The organism is Sphingomonas sp. OTU376 (assembly GCF_038440415.1).
GTDB classification, from domain to species: Bacteria; Pseudomonadota; Alphaproteobacteria; order Sphingomonadales; family Sphingomonadaceae; genus Sphingomonas; species Sphingomonas kyeonggiensis_A.
In genome coordinates, this window is sequence record NZ_JASATQ010000064.1 from 1 (window position 1) to 20,691 (window position 20,691).

The 20,691-nt window shown below is 66.9% G+C and carries 18 protein-coding genes and 1 riboswitch; of the genes, 11 read left to right on the plus strand and 7 right to left on the minus strand.

The window, feature by feature from the left end:
- Positions 1 to 10: 10 nt before the first annotated feature.
- The 4 genes from AAHM44_RS20280 to AAHM44_RS20295 all read left to right on the plus strand — a co-directional run bounded on the left by AAHM44_RS20280 (position 11) and on the right by AAHM44_RS20295 (position 3,946).
- Positions 11 to 454 carry a GFA family protein gene (locus AAHM44_RS20280; RefSeq protein ID WP_269574934.1) on the plus strand — a complete coding sequence of 148 codons (444 nt, stop codon included), beginning with the start codon at positions 11 to 13 and terminating at the stop codon, positions 452 to 454.
- On the plus strand, positions 435 to 1,199 hold the full coding sequence (locus AAHM44_RS20285) for an alpha/beta fold hydrolase (protein ID WP_269574935.1): 765 nt from the start codon (positions 435 to 437) through the stop codon (positions 1,197 to 1,199). The genes AAHM44_RS20280 and AAHM44_RS20285 overlap by 20 nt, the downstream gene beginning before the upstream one ends.
- Positions 1,200 to 1,256: 57 nt before the next feature.
- The gene (locus AAHM44_RS20290; protein WP_342251115.1) at positions 1,257 to 3,071 is read left to right on the plus strand and encodes a M2 family metallopeptidase; all 1,815 of its coding nucleotides are present in this window, start codon (positions 1,257 to 1,259) and stop codon (positions 3,069 to 3,071) included.
- 68 nt (positions 3,072 to 3,139) lie between these two features.
- Positions 3,140 to 3,946: an SIMPL domain-containing protein gene (locus AAHM44_RS20295; RefSeq protein ID WP_342251116.1), complete on the plus strand. Its 807-nt coding sequence runs from the start codon at positions 3,140 to 3,142 to the stop codon at positions 3,944 to 3,946.
- Between the two features lie 54 nt (positions 3,947 to 4,000).
- Here the strand turns inward: AAHM44_RS20295 and AAHM44_RS20300 are convergent, their stop codons facing one another.
- The 4 genes from AAHM44_RS20300 to AAHM44_RS20315 all read right to left on the minus strand — a co-directional run bounded on the left by AAHM44_RS20300 (position 4,001) and on the right by AAHM44_RS20315 (position 6,592).
- Entirely contained in the window at positions 4,001 to 4,135 is a 135-nt protein-coding gene (locus AAHM44_RS20300; protein ID WP_260396061.1) for a hypothetical protein, read from the minus strand.
- Between the two features lie 95 nt (positions 4,136 to 4,230).
- Positions 4,231 to 5,676, minus strand: coding sequence for an AMP nucleosidase (locus tag AAHM44_RS20305; protein WP_269574938.1), 1,446 nt, complete (start codon positions 5,674 to 5,676; stop codon positions 4,231 to 4,233).
- Between the two features lie 101 nt (positions 5,677 to 5,777).
- Positions 5,778 to 6,032: a hypothetical protein gene (locus AAHM44_RS20310; protein ID WP_269574939.1), complete on the minus strand. Its 255-nt coding sequence runs from the start codon at positions 6,030 to 6,032 to the stop codon at positions 5,778 to 5,780.
- A gap of 77 nt (positions 6,033 to 6,109) precedes the next feature.
- Entirely contained in the window at positions 6,110 to 6,592 is a 483-nt protein-coding gene (locus tag AAHM44_RS20315) for a peroxiredoxin (RefSeq protein ID WP_184167286.1), read from the minus strand.
- A gap of 97 nt (positions 6,593 to 6,689) precedes the next feature.
- Between AAHM44_RS20315 and AAHM44_RS20320 the strand changes: the two genes are divergently transcribed.
- On the plus strand, positions 6,690 to 7,250 hold the full coding sequence (locus tag AAHM44_RS20320; RefSeq protein WP_269574940.1) for a YqgE/AlgH family protein: 561 nt from the start codon (positions 6,690 to 6,692) through the stop codon (positions 7,248 to 7,250).
- A 4-nt stretch (positions 7,251 to 7,254) separates the two neighbouring features.
- Here AAHM44_RS20320 and AAHM44_RS20325 read toward each other — a convergent pair whose 3' ends face one another.
- From AAHM44_RS20325 to AAHM44_RS20335, 3 genes are all read right to left on the minus strand, one after another.
- Positions 7,255 to 7,776, minus strand: coding sequence for a hypothetical protein (locus AAHM44_RS20325; protein ID WP_269574941.1), 522 nt, complete (start codon positions 7,774 to 7,776; stop codon positions 7,255 to 7,257).
- 140 nt (positions 7,777 to 7,916) lie between these two features.
- Complete coding sequence (gene metE, locus AAHM44_RS20330; protein WP_342251123.1) at positions 7,917 to 10,217, minus strand: 5-methyltetrahydropteroyltriglutamate--homocysteine S-methyltransferase; 2,301 nt, start codon at positions 10,215 to 10,217, stop codon at positions 7,917 to 7,919.
- Between the two features lie 113 nt (positions 10,218 to 10,330).
- Positions 10,331 to 10,531, minus strand: a riboswitch (cobalamin riboswitch).
- Positions 10,532 to 10,709: 178 nt separating this feature from the next.
- On the minus strand, positions 10,710 to 11,231 hold the full coding sequence (locus AAHM44_RS20335) for a WG repeat-containing protein (RefSeq protein WP_342251117.1): 522 nt from the start codon (positions 11,229 to 11,231) through the stop codon (positions 10,710 to 10,712).
- Between the two features lie 166 nt (positions 11,232 to 11,397).
- Between AAHM44_RS20335 and ahcY the strand changes: the two genes are divergently transcribed.
- From ahcY to AAHM44_RS20365, 6 genes are all read left to right on the plus strand, one after another.
- Positions 11,398 to 12,801 (plus strand): adenosylhomocysteinase, encoded by a 1,404-nt coding sequence (ahcY, locus tag AAHM44_RS20340; RefSeq protein ID WP_184167277.1) that lies wholly within the window; start codon positions 11,398 to 11,400, stop codon positions 12,799 to 12,801.
- 229 nt (positions 12,802 to 13,030) lie between these two features.
- Entirely contained in the window at positions 13,031 to 16,021 is a 2,991-nt protein-coding gene (locus AAHM44_RS20345; protein WP_269574943.1) for a TonB-dependent receptor plug domain-containing protein, read from the plus strand.
- Between the two features lie 114 nt (positions 16,022 to 16,135).
- Positions 16,136 to 18,475: a PAS domain-containing sensor histidine kinase gene (locus AAHM44_RS20350; protein ID WP_342251118.1), complete on the plus strand. Its 2,340-nt coding sequence runs from the start codon at positions 16,136 to 16,138 to the stop codon at positions 18,473 to 18,475.
- Positions 18,472 to 18,915 carry a tRNA (adenosine(37)-N6)-threonylcarbamoyltransferase complex ATPase subunit type 1 TsaE gene (gene tsaE / locus AAHM44_RS20355; protein WP_342251119.1) on the plus strand — a complete coding sequence of 148 codons (444 nt, stop codon included), beginning with the start codon at positions 18,472 to 18,474 and terminating at the stop codon, positions 18,913 to 18,915. Before AAHM44_RS20350 ends, tsaE begins: the two co-directional genes overlap by 4 nt.
- Positions 18,912 to 19,892, plus strand: coding sequence for an aminoglycoside phosphotransferase family protein (locus AAHM44_RS20360; protein ID WP_342251124.1), 981 nt, complete (start codon positions 18,912 to 18,914; stop codon positions 19,890 to 19,892). The genes tsaE and AAHM44_RS20360 overlap by 4 nt, the downstream gene beginning before the upstream one ends.
- 10 nt (positions 19,893 to 19,902) lie before the next feature.
- Positions 19,903 to 20,664 (plus strand): nucleotidyltransferase family protein, encoded by a 762-nt coding sequence (locus tag AAHM44_RS20365; protein ID WP_269574946.1) that lies wholly within the window; start codon positions 19,903 to 19,905, stop codon positions 20,662 to 20,664.
- Positions 20,665 to 20,691: the final 27 nt, after the last annotated feature.

The following is a 20,691-nucleotide window of genomic DNA, read 5'->3' on the forward strand; positions in this document are numbered from 1 at the left end:
GAGAGGGACCATGGAGACGGAAATGACCGGCGGCTGCCAGTGCGGCCGGGTGCGCTATTCGGTGACGGTGCGTGACGACGAGGCCTATCTCTGCCATTGCCGCATGTGCCAGCGCGCCACCGGCGGCGTCTCGATCGCGTTCAAGAATGTCGCCAAAGCCGATGTCCGCTGGGAGCGCGAGCCCGAGCGCTACCCGTCTTCCCCGATCGCCCGGCGCGGCTTCTGCTACCAGTGCGGCACGCCGCTGACCTATGAAGCGCACGGCCATGACCGGCTCGACCTGACTGTCGGCAGCTTCGACGATCCGGACGGTTTCGTCCCCACCGAGCATTCGGGATGCGAAAGCTGGCACCGGGCGTGGCTTGACACGAGCCACCTGCCGGCATCACGGACCGACGAGAACCCGAGCCTCGTCAAACGCTGGATGGATAAAGTTGGCCGACTTCCCGATTGAAACGCATCGCTTCACCAGCTTCGACGGCGCCGAGCTTGCCTGGCATGTGATGGGCGAGGGGCGCGATGCGGTGCTGATCCACGGCTATGCCTCCACCGCGGAGATCAACTGGATCAAGTACGGCCATGCCGCCAGGCTCGCGGAGAAGGGCTTCCGGGTGATCATGCCCGATCTGCGCGGGCACGGGATGAGCGCCGCGCCGCACGATGCCGCCAGCTATCCGCCGGATGTGACCGCGCGCGACGGCCTGGCGCTGGTCGAGCATCTGGGCCTGACCGACTATGACCTGGGCGGCTATTCGCTCGGCGCGCGCACCACGGTGCGGATGATCGTCGACGGCGGCGCCACGCCGCGCAAGGTGATGCTCGCCGGCATGGGGCTTTCGGGCCTCACCGCCGCCTCGCGCACCGGCACCTATTTCCGCCGCGTGCTCACCAATCTGGGGACCTTCGAGCGCGGTTCGAGCGAATGGCTGACCGAGGCCTTCCTCAAGACTTCCAAGGCCGATCCGCTGGCGCTGCTGCCGGTGCTCGACACCTTTGTCGATACCCAGGAAGCGCATCTCGCCCGGCTGACCGAGGAGACCTTGGTCGTCGCCGGTGTGGAGGACGATCATAACGGCTCGGCGCATGAACTTGCCGACCTGCTGCCCAACGCCACCTTCGTCGAGATTCCAGGCAACCACATGAGCGCCGTCACCCGGCCGGAGCTGGGGCGCGCGATCGCCGATTTCTTCGCGGCTTGACCGCCCGGGAACGCATCTCCATCGTCGGCCCCATCCAGATATAAGAGGGGCCTTCCCATGATCCGTACCGGTATTTCGGCGCTCGCGCTTGCGGCCGCCCTAGTCGTCGCGCCAGCAGGTGCGCAGGACAAGACGCCGACCGCTGCAGAGGCCAAGGCGTTCGTCGCCGATGCCGAGGCGAAGCTCGGCGCCCAGGGCGTCGTCGCCGCGCGCGCCGATTGGGTGTACAGCACCTATATCAACCAGGACACCGAGGCGATGACCGCGCGCGAGGGCGCCAAGCTCACGTCGCTGCAGGTCGATCTCGCGCTGGGCGCGGCCAAGTACGCCAATGTGCCGGGCCTCGACTATGATACCAGCCGCAAGCTCGCGATGCTCCGCAACAAGATCGTGCTGCCGGCGCCGACCACCCCGGGCGCGGCGGAGGAGCTGGCCGGCCTCTCGGCCAAGATCACCGGCATCTATGGCGCGGGCAAGGGCACGCTGAACGGCAAGCCGATCAACGGATCGGACATCGAGGCGGCGATGGGCGAGGAGCGCGATCCCGCCAAGCTCAAGGAGATGTGGGTCAGCTGGAACGACAATGTCGGCGCGCCGATGCGCGGCGACTATGCCAAGCTGGTCGGCATCGCCAACAAGGGCGCGACGGGCCTCGGCTATGACGATGTCGGCGCGATGTGGCGTTCGGGCTATGACATGGATCCGTCCGCCTTCGCCGCGACCACCGACAAGATCTGGAACGACCTCAAGCCGCTCTACATCGCGCTGCACACCTATGTGCGCCGCAAGCTCAACGAGAAATATGGCAGCGCCGTCCAGCCCGCCAAGGGCCCGATCCGCGCCGATCTGCTCGGCAACATGTGGGCGCAGGAATGGGGCAATATCTATGACATCGTGGCGCCCGCCGGCGCCGGCAGCGTCGGCTATGACGTCGGCGAGCTGCTCAAGGCCAAGGGCTATGACCATCTCAAGATGGTGAAGGCCGGCGAGGGCTTCTACTCGTCGCTCGGCTTCGCGCCGCTGCCGGGCACCTTCTGGGAGCGCTCGCAGTTCGTGAAGCCGGCGGACCGCGAAGTCGTCTGCCATGCCTCGGCCTGGGACATCGACAATGTCGACGACCTGCGCATCAAGATGTGCATCAAGGTCAATGCCGACGACTTCGTGACCATCCACCACGAGCTCGGCCACAACTATTATCAGCGCGCCTACAACAAGCAGTCGACCCTGTACCTCGACGGCGCGAATGACGGCTTCCACGAGGCGATCGGCGACTTCATCGCACTGTCGATCACGCCGGACTACCTCGTCCAGATCGGCCTGCTCGACAAGTCGCAGGTGCCGAGCGCGGACAAGGACATCGGCCTGTTGCTCCGCCAGGCGATGGACAAGGTGGCGTTCCTGCCGTTCGGCCTGCTGGTCGACAAGTGGCGCTGGGGCGTGTTCTCGGGCCAGATCCCGACGAACGGCTACCAGGCCGGCTGGGACAAGCTGCGCCTGCAATATCAGGGCATCGTGCCGCCGGTGGCGCGCGACGAGACCCGCTTCGATCCGGGCGCCAAGTTCCACATCCCGGCGACCACGCCCTATACGCGCTACTTCCTGGCGCGGGTGCTCCAGTTCCAGTTCTACAAGGCGGCGTGCGACCAGGCCGGCTGGAAGGGCCCGCTCCATCGCTGTTCCTTCTACGGCAACAAGGAAGTGGGCGCGAAGCTCGACAAGATGCTGGCGATGGGCGCGTCCAAGCCCTGGCCGGACGCGCTGCATGAATTCACCGGCTCGCGCGAGATGTCGGGCAAGGCGATGGCGGAATATTTCGCCCCGCTGAAGAAGTGGCTCGACGAGCAGAACAAGGGCCAGCCGCAGGGCTGGTAAGCCTGGAAATACGGCCATTCCACTACCCCTGCGATGCGCTAGGCTATGCGCATCGCAGGGAGGGGTTCATGTCGATTCGCCTGGTTTTCGCAGCGCTGATGGCGCTGCCTTTCGTCGCGGCGGTGCAGCCCGCGGCATCGCAGGAAGTGCGGGTGCGGATCGTCGGCACCGGGCAATATGAAGCGCCGGCCAGCTCGATCGTGGTCACCGGCACCTTCTGGAAGGACGGCGAGAGCCAGGCCGAGGCGGATGCTGCCCTGGCGGCCAATTACGACGCGCTTGCCCGTGCGGTCGCGAAGCTCGGCCTGCCGGCGAGCGCGCTTGTCCGGGAGCCGAGGCCGACGGCTCTCCTGCCGACGACGAGCATTCTCACCGTGCCGACCGTAAAGGCCCCGCCGCCGCCACCGCCGCCGCCGGCATCCTCATCCGGCGCGCGCCTGGCGCCGCCGATCGTGACCACGCCGCGCATCACCATGCCGCCGCCACCCGTGCGGCGGCCCAATGCCACGGGCGGCTATACAGTCACGCTCGCCAATGCCGACCAGCTTGCGGAGCTGCGCCGGTTGCTCGCCGCTTCGACGATCAGCCTGGGTACAGAGCAATACAAGCTTGCCGATGAAGCGGCCGCGCGCCGCCAGGCGAAGACGCGGGCGGTCACCGCCGCACGGGCAGACGCGGATGCCTATGCCGCGTCGCTCGGCCTGAAGGCGGTTCGCCTCGTCCTCATCGATGAGGCGGGGCAGCTGACGCCGCCGGCGCTCGCGCGCATGCTCGAAGCCAGCGCGCCGCCCTATCGCCTGCGGACGGAACCCGCCAAGCCCGGCTTCGTGCGGGTTGAGGCGAGCGTCATGGCGGAGTTCGCGCTCACGCCCTAGCCGCGGATCGCGGCGCGGTGGCGCCCCGGCCCTTGCCGGTGACGCGGCGGCGGCTCAGGCCGGCGGGTCGCTGTCGGGGATCATGCCCTCGTCGGCGATCTGCGCGTCCCATTCGGCTGAGCTGTCGGTGCCGTCGGACTGGTGCGCGTGCGGCGCCTCGGCTTCGGGCTGTTCCTCGGGGTCGATCATGGTGACTCTCCTCAACAGGGCTGAACGCACCGCCGAGATAAGCTGTCCGCCCGGTCCCGTCATCCTACCCGAAGGAAGGATGACGGCGGACAGCCTTACCGGAACGGCGGCTCGTTGAACGCGCGCAGCTTGCGGGAGTGGAGCTTGGCGCCTTCGCGGCGCAGCTCCTCGCAGGTCTCGATGCCGATCTTGAGGTGCTCGGCGATCGCGCGCTCGTAGAACAGGTTCGCCTGGCCCGGCAGCTTGAGCTCGCCGTGGAGCGGCTTGTCCGAGACGCAGAGCAGCGTGCCATAGGGCACGCGGAAGCGATAGCCCTGGGCGGCGAGCGTGGCGCTCTCCATGTCGATGCCGACCGCGCGGCTGAGCGAGAAGCGCAGCGCTGATTGCGAGTAGCGCAGCTCCCAGTTGCGGTCGTCGGTGGTGACGATCGTGCCGGTGCGCAGCCGCTGCTTGAGCTCGTCGCCCGACTGGCCGGAGATGGTACCGGCGGCGCGGGCGAGGGCGAGCTGGACTTCGGCGATGGCCGGGATCGGGATCTCCGGCGGCAGCACGTCGTCCATGATGTGGTCGTCGCGCAGATAGGCGTGGGCGAGGACATAGTCGCCGATCCGCTGGCTCGGGCGCAGGCCGCCGCAATGCCCGATCATCAGCCAGGCCTCGGGGCGCAGCACCGCGAGGTGATCGGTGATCGTCTTGGCGTTGGACGGGCCGACGCCGATGTTGACCAGCGTGATGCCCGAGCCGTCCTTCGCCATCAGGTGATAGGCGGGCATCTGGTGGCGACGCCAGGCCGAGGTGTCGTTGAGCAGCCGGTCGGTATCGTCCCCGGCCTCGACCAGGAGGCCGCCCGCGCCCGAGACCCCGGTGAAGCGCGAGCCCTCACCGAGCTGGTCGACCGCCCAGCGGACGAACTCGTCGACATAGCGGTGATAGTTGGTGAACAGGATGTACTGCTGGAAATGCTCGACCGGGGTGCCGGTATAGTGGCGCAGGCGGGCGAGCGAGAAATCGGTGCGCAGCCCGTCGAACAGCGCGAGCGGCCGAGTCGAGTCCGAGGACATCCACAGCCCGTCGGCGATCTCGTCGCCGATATGCGCCAGCTCGGTCGCCGGGAAGTGACGGCCCAGCTCGGTGACCGAGATCTGGTCCATCGCCGCGATGTGGCCGGGATCGAGCACATAGGGGAAGGGGATTTCCTGCCGCCCGGTGACGGCATGGACCTCGACGTCATAGTCCTCGATCAGGAAGGTCAGCTGCTCGATCAGGTAGCGGCTGAACATCGCCGGGCGGGTGACCGAGATGCGATACTCGCCTTCCTCGACCAGCCGGCCGAACGAGCGGCGCGGGGTGGGGCGGTTGCGGTCAGTGCCGCCGCGATAGGTGACGCGCAGCTCGGGATAGGCGAAGCTGCCGTCGGTCCGGTCTTCCGGGCTCGGCGGCGTGCCTTCGCTGATATAGCGGTTCAGGGCGGCTTTGAGGCGATCGACCGAGGCGTTGTAGAGGCGCTCGAGATCGGCGACGATGTCGGATGCTTGAGTCATCTTGCAGGGCTAAGCGCCAAAAATGACTCTGGCAAGACCATGGGCCGAGGCAAGCCCCGGCCCAGGCTGGCCCTCCCCATAGGGGAGGAATTTTTTCCGGCTTATTTCTTGGCCGGCTTGGCCGCGGGTTCCTTGTCGCCGCCCAGCTGGGTGGCGGCATAGGCGGCACCGCCCACTGCGGCAGCGACTCCGGCGGCGATGCCGGCCGCGGCGATCGGATGCTCCTTCACCGCATTGACGGTCGCATCGACTGCGTCGCCGATCGCTTCCTGCGCCTGGGCGAGGAAGCTCTTCGCCTCGTCCCTGGCTTCGGCGACGGTCTCGGGAAGTGCGTTGGCGGTTTCGGTATCGGCCATGTCGGTCCCTTTCTGAAAAGCTCGCCAGATCAACTCCGGCGAGCCTTCCAAGGTTCCGTTACGCTGCCGTGTTCAGCTCACAGCTTGCCGAGAAGATACTCGGCCGAGCTCACTTCGAACTGGCCCGGCGCCTCGACGTTGAGCTGCTCGACCACGCCGTCATTGACCAGCATCGAGAAACGCTGTCCGCGCGTGCCCATGCCGAACTTCGAGCCGTCCATGGTCAGGCCCAGCGCCTTGGGGAAATCGCCATTGCCGTCGGCGAGCATCGTCACCTTGCCCTCGACGCCGCTGGCCTTGCCCCAGGCGCCCATCACGAAGGCGTCGTTGACCGCGGTGCAGGCGATCTCGTCCACGCCCTTCGCCTTGATCTCTTCGGCCTTCTCGACAAAGCCCGGCAGGTGCTTGGCCGAGCAGGTGGGGGTGAAGGCACCCGGTACCGAGAAGATCGCCACCTTGCGGCCGGCGAAATAGTCGTCCGAGGAAATCTGGTCGGGGCCAGCCTCGGTCACCTTGACGAAGGTTACGCTGGGAATGCGGTCGCCAACCTGGATGGTCATTCTTCTCTCCTGGAAATGAGTCGTGCCGCTCCATCGGCTTGTGGCGGGTGATTTTCAAGCGTGCGGAGCCGAAGTGGTGCGGCTACGTTGATCGGGCATGGACTCGACACCTTTCCTCACCGGCCAGTTCCTCCTCGCCATGCCGGGCATCGGCGATCCGCGCTTCGAACGCGCGGTGATCGCGATGTGCGCGCACGACGATGAGGGGGCGCTCGGCATCGGCATCGGCGACACGATCGAGGGGCTGACCCTCCATGACCTGCTCAAGCAGTTCGAGATCGAGCCGGGCGACGCGCCCGACACGCCGGTGCATTTCGGCGGCCCGGTCGAGCCGCGTCGCGGCTTCGTCCTCCATTCGCCCGACTGGGGCGGACAGGACACGATCGATGTCGACGGCCGCTGGGCGCTGTCGGGCACGATCGACGTGCTGCGGGCGATCGCCGAGGGCACCGGCCCCGCCAAATATCTGGTCGCGCTCGGCTATGCCGGCTGGAGCGAGGGGCAGCTCGACAGCGAGATGGCGCGCCATGGCTGGTTCAACACCGCCGGCACGCCCGACCTGATCTATGACATCGACGCCGAGGACCGCTGGGCAGTCGCCTTTGCCGGCGCCGGCATCGATCCCCGCCTGCTCTCGAACAGCGCGGGGACCGCCTGACGCCCTAGTGCGTCGGGTCCGCCGGCGTCTCGTCGTCGCCGCGGACATAGACCTTGCCTTCCAGCACCTTGATCCGCACCACCGTGTCCTGGTGCGGGGTCGAGCAGAAGCTGCCGGTGGTGTTGACGTCCATCTTCTCGTGCGTGTCGCGCTGGCGCAGCACGAAGCGTACCGGCAGCGCGCAGGTCTTCGGCCCGCCATTCTTGAAGCGCAGCGTCGCCTTCAGCGGCTCCAGCGCATTGCCCATCTGGTTGTCGCTCCAGCGCGGCGAGCGGCCCGGGCTGGCGGAATCGACATAGAAGCCGACCACGTCGTAATTCGCGGTCTCGTTGATGATGACCATGCAGCCGAGCTTCCAGCAGTTGACCTTCACCTGCTCGGGATAGTTGCGCATCATCGCTGCCCAGGCCCGCGCGTCGCCGCCGGGGTCGCCGACATCGCGGATGATGCCGGCGCTGTCCTGCGCAAGGGCAGGCAGGCTGGGGGCGAGCGAAAGGAGCAACGCAGACGCAAGGAACCTGAGCATGGGTGAACTCGCAATGTGGATTGTGACGCGAGCCACGATTTGCCCGGTCCCGCGGCTTTCGTCACCGCCCAAAAATTGGGGTACCACCATTTCCGGCGGAGTTACCGCCCGACCGTACCACGGCCGGGCGGTACCAATTGTCAGGCCGGCTCGGCCACGCGGACGCGCAGCGCCCGTGCCGCGGCGACCATCGCGTCGATCGCCGGCTTCACTTCCTCCCATTTGCGGGTCTTGAGCCCGCAATCGGGGTTCACCCACAATTGCTCGGGCGCGAGGTGCGCCTGGGCGAGCTTCATCAGTTCGACCATCTCGTCCTGTGTCGGCACGCGCGGCGCGTGGATGTCGTACACGCCCGGCCCGATCGCGCTCGGGTAGCGATAGGCGGCGAATCCTTCGAGCAGCTCCATCTGCGAGCGCGCGGTCTCGATCGAGATCACATCGGTATCCATCGCGCCGATCGCCGGCAGGATGTCGTTGAACTCCGAATAGCACATGTGGGTGTGGATCTGCGTCGCGTCAGCCACGCCCGCCGCGGTCAGGCGGAAGGCATCGACCGCCCAGTCGAGATAGGCATCCCAGTCGCGCCGGCGCAGTGGCAGGCCTTCGCGCAGCGCTGCCTCGTCGATCTGGATCGCCTTGCAGCCGGCCGCCTCCAGGTCGAGCACTTCGTCGCGGATCGCCAATGCGATCTGCTGGCACGATGCCGCACGCGGCTGGTCGTCGCGCACGAAGCTCCAGTTGAGGATCGTCACCGGGCCGGTGAGCATGCCCTTCACCGGCTTGTCGGTGAGCGACTGCGCATAGCGCCACCATTCCACCGTCATCGGCTCGGGCCGCGAGACATCGCCATAGAGGATCGGCGGCCGCACGCAGCGCGAGCCATAGGACTGGACCCAGCCATTCACCGTGAAGGCGAAGCCGGCGAGCTGCTCGCCGAAATACTGGACCATGTCGTTCCGCTCGAACTCGCCATGTACCAGCATGTCGAGCCCGGCTTCCTCCTGCCAGCGGATCGTCCGCGCGGTCTCCTCGCGCAGGAACCGCTCATACGCCGCGCTGTCGAGATTGCCGCGATTATGCTCGGCCCGGGCGTGGCGCACTTCGGCGGTCTGCGGGAAGGAGCCGATCGTGGTGGTCGGGAAGGGCGGCAGGTCGAGCACTTCCGCCTGCACCACGGCGCGCGCGGCATAGGGCGAGGTCCGCTCGCGCATCGCCGCGCTCACCGCCGCCATCCGCGCCGCGACCTTCGGATCGTGGATGCGCGGCGAGACCTTGCGCGCCGCAGCCGCCGCACCCGATGCGGTGAGCTTCGCGGCCACCCAGTCGCGCCCGCCATTGAGCGCATCCTTGAGCGTCGCCAGCTCGTCGATCTTCTGCACGGCAAAGGCGAGCCACTGCTTCACTTCGTCGTCAAGCTTCGGCTCCAGCGCCAGGTCCACCGGCACATGAAGCAGCGAGCAGGAAGGCGCGATCACCAGGTCGCGCGTCGCCGCGATCGGCTCCAGCCGGTCGAGCAGCCTTTCCAGGTCGGCGCGCCAGATGTTGCGCCCGTCGATCACGCCGAGCGAGAGCAGCAGCCCCTTGGGCGCGGCGACCAGTATCTTGTCGAGCTGGTCCGGCGCGCGGACGAGATCCAGGTGCAGCCCGGCCACCGGCAGGTTCACCGCCAGCGTCAGATTATCCTCCAGCGCGCCGAAATAGGTGGCGAGCATGATCTTCAGGCCCAGACGCGGCAGCTTGGCATAAGCGCGGGTGATCGCGGCGCGCTGCCGCTCGTTGAGGTCGGTGGCAAGGATCGGCTCGTCGATCTGCACCCATTCGGCGCCGGCATGCTGAAGCTGGGTCAGCACCGCCGAATAAAGGCCGAGCACTTCGTCGAGATAGTCGAAAGGATCGACGTCGCGGCCCTTGGCCAGGCTCAGCCAGGTGACCGGCCCGAGTAGCACCGGCCGCGTCTCGTAGCCGAGCGCCCTGGCCTCGCGATATTCGTCGACGATTTTGGCGGAGGAGAGGGCGAGCTTCTGCCCGGCGACCAGCTCGGGCACCATGTAATGATAATTGGTGTCGAACCATTTGGTCATTTCCTGCGCGGTGTGGCCATGGCCATGCGCGCAGCCGCCAGTCTCCCCGGTCGTGCCGCGCGCCATCGCGAAATAGGTGCCGAGGTCGGCGGTGCCGGCGGCGACGCGGTAGCGCTCCGGGATCGCGCCCAGCATCAGACTGGTGTCGAGCACATGGTCGTAGAAGGAGAAGTCGTTCGACGGCAGCCAGTCGACTCCGATCGCGGCCTGGCGGGCCCAGGCGGCGGCGCGCAGCCCTGCGGCGGAATCTAGCAGTTCGGCTTCGGTGGACTTGCCGCTCCAGAACTTCTCCAGAGCGAATTTCAGCTCGCGCCGCGGACCGATCCGCGGAAAGCCGAGCGTGGCAACAGTGACGGTCATGGTCTTCATACCCCGATGAAGGGCGGGGGAGACCGGCATGGACACGCACACGCACCGCGAACGAATAGCCCGGCCGCGGCAAGCAGGCGGCCAGACCGGGCACCCCGCCGGTGGACGTTATCGCGTCAAAGGCAGGTCTCCTGGCTCACGGGTCAGCGCGGACGATCCGTCTTCCCAGGGTTGCCCCCAGTGACATGCTGGACCGCCGCTCGCCGCTTACAGTTGCGGGGGCAGCGCCGGAATCGCACCGGCTTCCCGTCTTAGCTTCCGCGCGGATTTGGCCCGGCGGAAGAACCTCGACCGCTTAAGCATCCGCCTGTCGGGATGGTTCGTCAAGGGTGATATAAAGAATTCTTTATATGATGGTTTCGGGAGAGCCTCTATTCCGTCATGCTGAACTTGTTTCAGCATCCAACTCTACCCCAGCGATACCGCTCGAGGCGCGTTGGACCCTGAAACAAGTTCAGGGTGACGGAGGATTGGAAGCGGAAATCACCGCTTCCCAGCCAGTTCCCGCCCAAGCCGGTCCACCCGCAGCCACCGCCCGCCGGCGTACCAGTGATGCTCGCCATCCCCCGTCAGCGAGCAGCCGATGCAGACTTCGGCGACACCCTTCTCGAACGGCATCGCCCCGTCGTATCGCCGCGCGATCACCAGGTGCAGCGCGCGGTCGATATAGCCGATCTTGCCGTTCCATTCGGAACGTGCACGCCCGTCGACGAAGGGATCGGCGCCATTGTCCATCACCATCACCGGCGCGCTGCGACCGTCGCGGGCGACATAATGGAAGCTCTTGCCGACATGGACGGTGGCCAGTCCGCCCCGGTCATGGTCGAGCTTCATCCGATGCGCCGGCGCCAGCCGGATCGTGCCGTCGGCGTCCTGCGCCGCGCAGTCCGGGAAGGTGTCGAGCTCGCCGCCGCGCGGGGCGTAGAAGCAGGGGAGGGGGTAGCGCTGCGGAGCCGGTTCGGCGGGTGCCGCGAGCGTCACGAGCGGAAGAAACAGCCAGTGCATGGGGCGAGGCTATCATGGCGCTGTGCCTAGCACAAAGACCGGCTCGCCGTGACATATAAAGATATCTTTATATCGGGATTGCGCGGCCAGGGCGAAGCCTGTAGGGCGCCCGCATCCGCCGCCGGTGATTCCCGGCGCGTAACCGATTCACATCTGGAGACAGCTCGTGGCTACCGTGCTCGACAAGGACTATGTCATCAAGGACCTCTCGCTTGCCGCCTTTGGCCGCAAGGAAATCGAGATCGCCGAGACCGAAATGCCGGGCCTGATGGCGCTCCGCGCCGAGTTCGGTGCTTCGAAGCCGCTCAAGGGCGCGCGCATCACCGGCTCGCTGCACATGACGATTCAGACCGCCGTGCTGATCGAGACCCTCAAGGAACTCGGCGCCGAGCTGCGCTGGGCGACCTGCAACATCTACTCGACCCAGGACCATGCCGCGGCCGCCATCGCCGAGGCCGGCATCCCCGTCTTCGCCGTCAAGGGCGAGACGCTCGAAGAATATTGGGATTACGTCATCCGCATCTTCGACTGGGGCCAGGACCAGACCTGCAACATGATCCTCGACGACGGTGGCGACGCCACCATGTTCGCGCTGTGGGGCGCGCGCGTCGAGGCGGGTGAGGAACTGTTCACCCCGTCGAACGAAGAGGAAGAGATCTTCGTCGCCACGCTGAAGCGCTTCCTTGCCGAGCGTCCGGGCTACCTGACCAAGACCGTCGCCACGATCAAGGGCGTGTCGGAAGAGACCACCACCGGCGTGCACCGCCTGTACGAGCTGTCGAAGAAGGGCAAGCTCCCGTTCCCGGCGATCAACGTCAACGACAGCGTCACCAAGTCGAAGTTCGACAACCTCTATGGCTGCAAGGAATCGCTGGTCGACGCGATCCGTCGCGCCACCGACGTGATGCTCGCCGGCAAGGTCGCCTGCGTCGCCGGCTTCGGTGACGTCGGCAAGGGTTCGGCCGCGTCGCTCCGCAACGGCGGTGCCCGCGTTCTGGTCACCGAGATCGACCCGATCTGCGCGCTGCAGGCGGCGATGGAGGGCTATGAAGTCGTGACGATGGAAGAGGCCGCCACCCGCGCCGACATCTTCGTCACCGCCACCGGCAACGAAGCCGTGCTCACCGTCGACCACATGCGCGCGATGAAGAACATGGCGATCGTCTCGAACATCGGCCACTTCGACAGCGAGATCGAGATCGCCGGCCTGGCGAACTTCAAGTGGACCGAGATCAAGCCGCAGGTCGACGAAGTCGAGTTCCCGGATGGCAAGAAGATCATCGTGCTGTCGAAGGGCCGTCTGGTGAACCTCGGCAACGCGACCGGCCACCCGTCGTTCGTGATGTCGTCGTCCTTCACCAACCAGGTCCTCGCCCAGATCGAGCTGTGGACCAAGTCGGACGAGTACAAGAACGACGTGTACGTCCTGCCGAAGCACCTCGACGAGAAGGTCGCGGCGCTGCACCTCGACAAGCTCGGCGTGAAGCTGACCAAGCTGACCCAGAAGCAGGCGGACTATATCGGCGTCACCGTCGAGGGTCCGTTCAAGCCGGATCACTATCGCTACTGATCCTTCGCCGTCAGGCGAATGAAAGGGCCGCGCTTCCCCCCGGGAGGCGCGGCCTTTTTCGTTGGCGCGGGCCGACTGCCGTACTGTTGTAATCTCGCAACACGCCGCAACAAACTGTTGTCGCAAGGCAACCAAAACCCGCATTTCCGCGTCATGGCAAAGTCAGGGACAAAAGCCGGCAACAATCGGCTCCGAGGTCGCACGGTCAGTTTATTAAAGGGGATGTATCATGCGTAGCTCTTGTGCGCTCACCCGGCGCGGCCTGTCCTTTACCGCGTCGGTCGCCGTTCTTGCTCTAGCCCAGATCGCCACGCCGGCAGCCGCGCAGACCGCGGACCAGACGCCGGCGCCCGCCGAGGCGCAGGCCGCGGTTCCGGAACAGGCCGATCAGGCCGCGCCGCAGGAAGGCGCCATCGTCGTCACCGGTTCGCGTATCCGCCGCCAGGATTTCGAGACGCCGAACCCGGTCGTGACCCTGGGCGCCCAGACGCTCCAGGAATCGGGCACCACCAACCTCACCGACTTCCTCACCGGCTATCCGGCGCTGCAGGGCTCGGCGACTTCGGGCAACAACTCGGGTGACCGCGCCGGCATCGGCTATACCGGCCTCAACCTGCTCGACCTGCGCAATCTCGGCACCCAGCGCACGCTGGTGCTGGTCGACGGCCGCCGCCACGTCTCGGGCGTGCCGGGCACCGCGTCGGTCGACATCAACACCATCCCCAACGACCTGGTCGAGCGCATCGAAGTGCTCACCGGCGGCGCCTCGGCCATCTACGGTGCCGACGGCGTCAGCGGCGTCGTCAACTTCATCATGAAGAAGAACTTCCAGGGCATCAGCGCCCGCGCCCAGGCGGGCATCTCCGAATATGGCGATGCCGGCCAGCGCATGTTCTCGATCACCGCCGGCAAGAACTTCGCCGACGGCCGCGGCAACATCGCCATCGCCTATGAATATGGCGAGGAGGATCGCCTCGATTCGCACGATCGCCAGCGCTACAGCGGCACCAACCAGGTCGGCTTCTATCGCAACCCGAACGGCACCACGCCCACCTATGTGCCGCTCAACGACATCCGCTATTTCGACACCGCGCGTCAGGGCGGCATCGATCTCGATTTCGACGGCCTGCCCGACTATTTCGTCGGCGCCAACGGCCTGACCCCCTATGATCCGGGCAAGTTCGTGCGCACCGCCTTCCAGCAGGGCGGCAGCGGCACGCTGGTCTCCGACTATGGCAACGACCTGCTGCCGGAAGTGAGCCGCCATGTCGTCAACGCGATCGCGCATTTCGACGTCAGCCCGGCTTTCTCGGTCTTCGCCGAGGCGAAGTACGCGCGCACGCACAGCTATTCGCTCGCCCAGCCGACCTTCGACTATTACCTCCTGATCCCGGAGGATAACCCCTATATCCCGGCCGCGCTGCGGCCGCTGATCGCCGCCACCGGCAATGGCGGCGTGCTGATGAACCGCGACAATTTCGATTTCGGCCAGCGCGGTGAGGACATCACCCGCGAGACCTATCGCGGCGTGTTCGGCGTGCGGGGCGACCTGAGCAGCCACCTCAACTACGAAGTGTCGTACACCTATGGCCGCACCGACGTGTCGAGCCGCTACCTGAACGACATCCTCGACGACCGCTTCTATGCCGCGATCGACGTGGTGCAGGGCGCGAACGGCCCGACCTGCCGGGTGAACGTCAACCCGGCCTGGACGCCCGACCAGCCCTATGCGAGCCGCGACGTCTTCTCGCCGACCACCTTCCGTCCGGGCGAGTGCGTGCCGCTCAACCTGTTCGGCGAGGGCGCCGGCAGCCAGGCGGCCTATAACTGGATCAAGGCCGACACGCTCGATCGCGCCCGCATCCAGCAGCACGTCGCCACCGCCTATCTGTCGGGCGACCTTGGCGGCCTGTTCACCATGCCGGGCGGTGGCCAGGTCGGCTTCTCGGTCGGCGCGGAATATCGCAAGGAAAAGAGCAGCTTCACCGCCGATCCGCTGGCGGCGCAGGGCCTGACTTTCGCCAACTCGCTCAGCAATGACGGCGGCGAATATGACGTGAAGGAAGTGTTCGGCGAGCTCAACGTGCCGCTGCTCACCGACACCATCGTCCACCGCCTCGAAGTGGGCGGCGCGGTGCGCTTCTCCGACTATTCGTCGATCGGCCACACCACCACCTGGAAGCTTGATGGCAAGTTCGCGCCGGTGCGCGACATCACCTTCAACGGCACCTATTCGAAGGCGGTGCGCGCGCCGAACATCGGCGAGCTCTATGCGGGCAATTCGCAGACCTTCGAGTTCATCACCGATCCGTGCCTCCCGGCCGAGATCCAGTTCGGTACCCAGTATCGCGCGGCGAACTGCCAGGCGCTGCTGAGCTCGCTGGGTGCCAACCCGGCGACCTATACCGACGCGCGCTCGACCAACCTGCCGGGCTTCGCCGGCGGCAACCCGAACCTGAAGCAGGAAGAGGCGACGACCTGGACCGCCGGCGTGGTGCTCCAGCCGAGCTTCATCCCGGGCCTGTCGCTGCGTGCCGACTGGTATGACATCAAGCTGAAGAACGCGATCAACCAGGTCACCTCGCAGCAGCTCGCCGAGCTCTGCGTCGACCAGCCGACGCTCAGCAACCCGTTCTGCGCGGGCATCACCCGTCAGAACGGCGCGACCGGCAACGCCGCGGCGGGCAACATCGTCAGCTTCAACGTCGTGCCGCAGAACGTGGCGCAGTTCCGCACCGCGGGCCTCGACGTGAACTTCAACTACCGCCTGAAGACCGACAATGCCGGCACCTTCAGCCTGAGCGTGGTCGGCAACTATCTCGATCGCCTCGAGTTCATCGGCACCCCGGGCGCCGATGTGACCAACTCGCGCGGCGAGACCTATGCCCCGAAGTACACGGTCAACGCCGATCTCACCTGGCAGCTGGGCGGGTTCACCGCGAACTACGGCATCCTGTGGTTCGACAAGACCTCGCGCTACACCAACCAGCAGATGGCCGGCGATCCGACCATCGTCGCGGAGGAATACAAGTACCTCAAGCAGCGTTGGCAGCACGATATCTACCTGAGCTACGATATCGACCAGCGCTTCCAGATCTATGGCGGCGTGCGCAACCTGTTCGGCCAGATGCCCGAGCTCGGCACGCGCATCTATCCGGTCAACGCCGTCGGCCGCTTCGGCTATGTCGGCGCCAAGGTGAAGCTGCCGAACCTGTTCTGATCGGCAACTTCGCCCTGAAGCGAAAAAAGGAAGGGCCCGGCGGCATGCCGGGCCCTTTTCGTTTGGCGACAAACTGTCCTAAGGGACGGAGATGATCCCCCGGAACGGCGCGCTTTGATCCACATCACGCAATCGGCCGCGGTGCTCGCGGGCGCGGCGCTGGCGTTGCTGGTGATCGGCGGCGTCTGGGCGCTGTTCGCCGGCCTGCGTGCCCGTGCCGACGCGACCTCGATCGCCGAGGCCAATGCCCGGCTCGCCGCGCTGGTCAGCGGTTCGCCGGCCCAGGCGATGCTGGTGCGTGCCGATGGCCGGCTCGAGCTGTCGCGGCGGCTGGGGGACTGGCTTGGCTTCCAGGATCTGCCGCGCGAGCTGGACGAACTGACCGGAGCAGGGACCGGACTGCTGCCCGAGGATGCCGATGCCCTCGGCGCGCATGTCGCGGCCGCGCAAAAGGCCGGCAAGCCGTTCAGCCTTTCCGTCCGTGCGCTCGGCTCGGAACGTGCGCTGCTGGTGATCGGTGAGCGCGCGCCGCAGACCGTCAACGCTCCTGGCGGCGTCGTGCTCTGGTTCCTCGACGCGACCGAGAGCCAGGACGAGATCAACCGCCTCCAGCGCGAGGCTACCCGGCTGCGCGCCGCCTTCGACGCGCTCACCGCGCTGATCGAGGCTGCGCCGATGCCGATGTGGTATCGCGGCGGCGACCTTCGCCTGCTCATGGTCAACTCGGCCTATGTCGAGGCCGTGGAGGGCAAGGATTCCGAGGATGTCGTCGAGCGCGGGCTTGAGCTGATCGAAGGCGTCGGCCTGGGCGGGCCGCTCGCCAATGCCGCGATCGCCCGCGACACCGGTGAGCCGCAGACCGCGGCGATGCCCGCCACGATCGGCGGCAAGCGCCGGATGCTGCGCCTCCACGATATGCCCTTGCCCACCGGCGGCGTCGCCGGCTTCGCGGTCGATATCGAGGAGCTGGAGCAGGCGCGCGGCGGTCTCAAGCGCTTCGCAGCTGCCCAGCGTGCGATGCTCGATCGGATCTCGGCCGGCGTCGCCCAGTTCGGTGCCGATCGCAGCCTGATCTTCTCCAACCAGCCGTTCCGCCGGATGTTCGCGATCCGCAACGAATGGCTGGCGGATCGCCCTGAATTCGATCGCGTGCTCGATCGCATGCGCGAGGCCAATCGCCTGCCCGAAGTGCGCGACTATCCGGCCTGGCGGGCGGAGCGGGCGCACTGGTTCGTGTCGCCCGATGCGATCGAGGAGACCTGGAGCCTCGGTGCCACCCATATGCGCGTCGTCGCCCAGCCGCTGCCCGAAGGCGGGCTGCTGCTGCTGTTCGAGGACCAGACCCAGCAGTTCGAGCTGCAGCGCGAGCATGGCGAGATGCAGCAGGTGCGCACCGCCACGCTGGAGAGCCTTGCCGAAGCGGTCGCCGTGTTCGGCAAGGGGCGGCTCCAGCTGTGGAACCGCAAGTTCCGCCAGGTCTGGGGCTTTGAGGACAGCTTCCTCGACAGCCATCCGCAGGTGCCGCAGCTGGTCCGCGCCTTTGGGCCGAAGCTGGTCAAGGCGTCGCGCGCGGACATCATCGGCGACCTGATCCGCATCGCCGCGCAGGAGCGCCAGTCACGCGGCTCCAGCATCGCCTTTGCCGATGGCCGCCATTTCGACGTGACCGCGGTGCCGCTGCCCGACGGCAATGCGCTGGTGACTATGCTCGATACCACCGATCATCACCGCGCCGAGCGCGCGCTCAGCGCCCGCAACGAAGCGCTGGAAGCGGCGGACCGGGTCAAGACCTCGTTCCTCGCCAACATGAGCTATGAGCTGCGCACCCCGCTGACCTCGATCAAGGGCTTTGCCGAGATGCTCAACGGCGGGTTCGCCGGCCCGCTTTCGGAGAGCGGGCAGGAATATTCGGACGCGATCCTGATCTCGGTCGACCGGCTCGGCACGATGATCGACGAAGTGCTCGATCTCACCCAGAGCGAAGGTTCGCCACTCGAGAAGGCGCCGGTTGATATCGAGCACGCCGCGCAGAATGCCGCCGAAGCGATCGCGCCGCTGGCCAAGGCCAAGCATATCGAGCTGGTGGTCGAGAATGCCGGCACCGCCGGTGCGATCACCGGTGATGCGCGCCGCGTCCGCCAGGTGATCGAGCATCTGCTGCGCCACGCCGTCTCGCAGACGCCGGAGCAGGGCAGGGTGCTGCTCCATCTCGACGGCAACAGCCGCGTCGCCCGCGTGATCGTCTCCGACAATGGCCCGGGCATGACCCCCGAGCAGGTCGCCACCGCCTTTGATCGCTTCGCCCAGTTCGGCAACGCCCGCGGCAGCCAGCGCTCGCTGGGCCTGGGCCTGCCGCTGGCGAAGCAGTTCGTCGAGGCGCATCGCGGGCGGATCGAGCTGATCTCCGAACCGGGCGAGGGAACGCTGGTAACCGTGGAACTGCCGCGGCGATGATCCTCTCCAGCCTCGATCAGTCGCTCGAACTCGGCCGCCGTCTCGCCGGGCTCGCCCGCCCCGGCGACGTCATCGCGCTTTCCGGCCAGCTAGGCGCCGGCAAGACCAGCATCGCCCGCGGTCTGCTCGCCGCGCTGGGATTGGAAGGCGAGGCGCCGTCGCCCAGCTTCGCGATCGTCCAGCCCTATGAGCCGCCCGAGGTCCGTTTCCCGGTGCTCCATGTCGATCTCTACCGGCTCGACGATCCATCCGAGGCCGAGGAACTGGGCCTCGACGATGCCCGCTATGATTCGCTGCTGATCGTCGAATGGCCCGAGCGGCTGGGCGAGACAGCATGGCACGATGCGCTGTGGTTGTCCCTCGATGTGGCACCGGACGGCGCGCGCGTCTTGACAGCGAAGGTGCCGGCGGCATGGAAGGACCGATGGTTTCTGACATGAATCCGCCCGCCGCGGCGCCCGACTTCCTTGTTGCCGCTGGTTGGGGCGGAGCCGAGATCCGCCCGCTCGCCGGCGACGCCTCGTTCCGCCGCTATTTCCGGGTGGTGGAGCATGACCGCACCGCGATCCTGATGGACGCGCCGCCCCCGCATGAGGATCCGCGTCCCTTCATCAACATCGCCCGCTGGCTGACCAGCCACGGCTTCGCCGCGCCGGAGATCCTCCACGAGGACCTGGCCGAGGGCCTGGTCCTGATCCAGGATTTCGGCGACGCCCGCATGCGTGAGACCGTCGACGCCGCGCCGGAGAGCGAGCTGCGCCTCTACGAAGAGGCGATCGACCTGCTCATCCGCCTGGCCGAATACCCGGCCGCGGACATCCTCAAGCCCTACAGCCTGGCCGAGTATCACCGCGAGGCGGACCTGCTCCCCGAATGGTATTGCCCCGCGGTCGGCCTGGAGGTCGACATCGACGGATACCGCAAGGCCTGGGACGAAGCGCTGGCGCCGGTGCTCGCGGGTCACACGCCTGTCACGGTGCTGCGCGACTACCATGTCGAGAATCTCATGCTGATCGACGGTAGCGCGGAAACCTTGGGCCTGCTCGACTTCCAGGACGCCCTGGCGGGCCATCCCGCCTATGACCTCGTCTCGCTGCTGCAGGACGCCCGCCGCGACGTGCCCGAAAGCCTCGAGACCGCGATGCTCGATCGCTACAAGCGCATCACCGGCGCCGGCGACGCGTTCGATGTCGCCTATCACGTGCTCGGCGCGCAGCGGAACGCCAAGATCGTCGGCATCTTCACCCGGCTGTGGCAGCGCGACGGCAAGCCGCGCTATCCGGGCCTGTGCCCGCGCGTCTGGACCTATCTCAACCGCGACCTCCGGCACCCCGCGCTCAAGCCGGTCGCCGACTGGTTCGCAGCCAATATCCCCGTCGACATGCGCGGCGATCCCCTCGCACTGACCAAGGCATAAGACCGGGGCAATGAAACCCTCCGCCACCTATTCGCTGCGCCCGAACCCGGACGTCGCCATGCCCGAGACCGCAATGGTGATGGCCGCCGGCCTCGGCAAGCGCATGCGCCCGCTCACCGTCACGCGCCCAAAGCCGCTGGTCGAAGTCGCCGGCAAGCCGCTGCTCGACCATACGATGGATCACCTGCGCGAGGCCGGGATCAAGCGCGCCGTGGTCAACGTCCACTACCTCGCCGACCAGGTCGAGGCGCACCTCAAGGCCCGCGCCGGCGGCATCGACGTGCAGATCTCGGACGAGCGCGCCCAGCTGATGGAGACCGGCGGCGGCATCGTCCAGGCCCGTGAGATGCTCGGCGACCAGCCCTTCTTCACGGTGAACAGCGACACGCTCTGGGTCGACGGCCCGATCGGCTCCCTCAACGCGCTCGCCGCCGCCTGGGACGATGAGAAGATGGACGCGCTGCTGCTGCTCGTGCCCCTGGCGCGCGCATACAGCCACAAGGGCATGGGCGATTTCCGCCTCGATCCGCTCGGCCGCATCACCGAGCGCCGCAAGCCCGGCCGCCTCGCGCCCTTCGTCTATGCCGGCGCCCAGATCATCCACCCCCGCGTGATCCGCGACTGGCCCGAGGGCCCGTTCTCGACCAATTTGTTCTGGAACCGCGCGATGGAGCAGGGGCGGTTGTGGGGCACGGTCCACCAGGGCCTGTGGTTCGACGTCGGCACCCCCGGCGCGGTCAAGGAAGCCGAAGAGATACTGGCGACGGTCTAAACCCGTCATCCCGGCGAACGCCGGGCT